This is a genomic window from Moorena sp. SIO3B2 (assembly GCF_010692525.1).
GTDB lineage: Bacteria > Cyanobacteriota > Cyanobacteriia > Cyanobacteriales > Coleofasciculaceae > Moorena > Moorena producens.
On sequence record NZ_JAAHHE010000913.1, the window covers coordinates 1 to 1,261 of the forward strand.

General features: G+C 43.9%; 1 protein-coding gene and 1 pseudogene. Both read right to left on the reverse strand.

The window, feature by feature from the left end; all coding sequences use genetic code 11:
• Window positions 1-352 precede the first annotated feature (352 nt).
• Window positions 353-916, reverse strand: a complete 564-nt coding sequence (locus F6K38_RS42305; protein ID WP_008191180.1) for an adenylate kinase — start codon at window positions 914-916, stop codon at window positions 353-355.
• Window positions 917-1,040: 124 nt separating this feature from the next.
• Window positions 1,041-1,261, reverse strand: a pseudogene (locus tag F6K38_RS42310) (preprotein translocase subunit SecY); the annotation flags it as partial.

Below are 1,261 nucleotides of genomic sequence, written 5' to 3' on the forward strand. Positions count from 1 at the left end.
CAATTAAGTCTTGTTTAGCCAAAGTGTTTTAACCTCAATACAACTATCCCCCTATGTTCTAAATTTTGATTATTTAATTCAGGGAGTCTTAACATATTTTATCAAATCCTAAATTATACCAACTAAACTAGTTTAAAACCAACTTTGGAGTAGCGCGGTCAGGGAAGCATTTTTCCCGTGGCCTAGCTCAAGGCATAGGTTACACCGGTCGAACCATTAGAATAACCATTAGTCTAAATTAGTCTAAGTATTAGGCTAGTGGTAAGGTATTCGCTACAATAGGGTCAGATGATGGCTTCCATGCCCCACGCAGGGGGTTTCCGCCCTTACGCATGGGCTTACCCTAAAATCATTACGCTAGAACCTGTTTAATCGATTCGGTGACTTGCTCTAAGGAGAGATCACCATTAATAGATTTTAAAGCTGAGTGTTCTCGGTAAAATTCCACCAAAGGAGCTGTTTGATGGTTATAGACCTCAAGACGTGTGCGGATAGTTTCCTCATTATCATCTGTACGTCCCTCCTTACGACCCCTTTCCAATAGTCTGTCGATCAAAACCTGATCTGGCACTTCTAGGTTGATGGCACCATCCAAAGTTTGGTCAAGCTCCTGCAACAGGTCATTCAAGAAATGGGCTTGGCTGACGTTACGGGGAAAACCGTCTAAAATCCAACCATTTTGAGCATCGGGTTGATTTAGGCGATCGCGGATCAGATCTATGAGCAACTCGTCAGGCACCAATTCTCCTTTATCCATATAGGACTGAGCTTTTTGACCCAGGAGGGTTTGAGCACTTACAGCCCCTCGCAAAATTTCCCCGGTGGAAATGTGAGGAATCCCTAGTTGTTCAGCCACAATTTTGGCTTGAGTTCCTTTACCTGCTCCTGGAGGTCCTAAAAAGATTAATCTCTTCATGTGTCATGTGTCATGGGTAATGTGTCAGTTGGTTTTTGTCCTAGGCAATGAACAACAACCAACTGACCCGAAAATTTGAGGCTCATCCACCTAAAAAAGCTGCTGCGCCCATTGCCCAATCGCTTTATTGCTTGACCATACCTTCGTAACGCTGGGAAATCACGTAGGTTTGAATTTGCTTGGCTGTGTCAATGGCAACCCCCACCAAAATCAGCAACGATGTGGCACCTAATCCCCTAAATGTGGTTACACCAGTGGCGCTTTCGACTGCAGTTGGTACTACAGCTACCAGTCCTAGGAAAATTGCTCCTAATAAGGTCAGTCGGTTCAAAACTCTCTCTATAT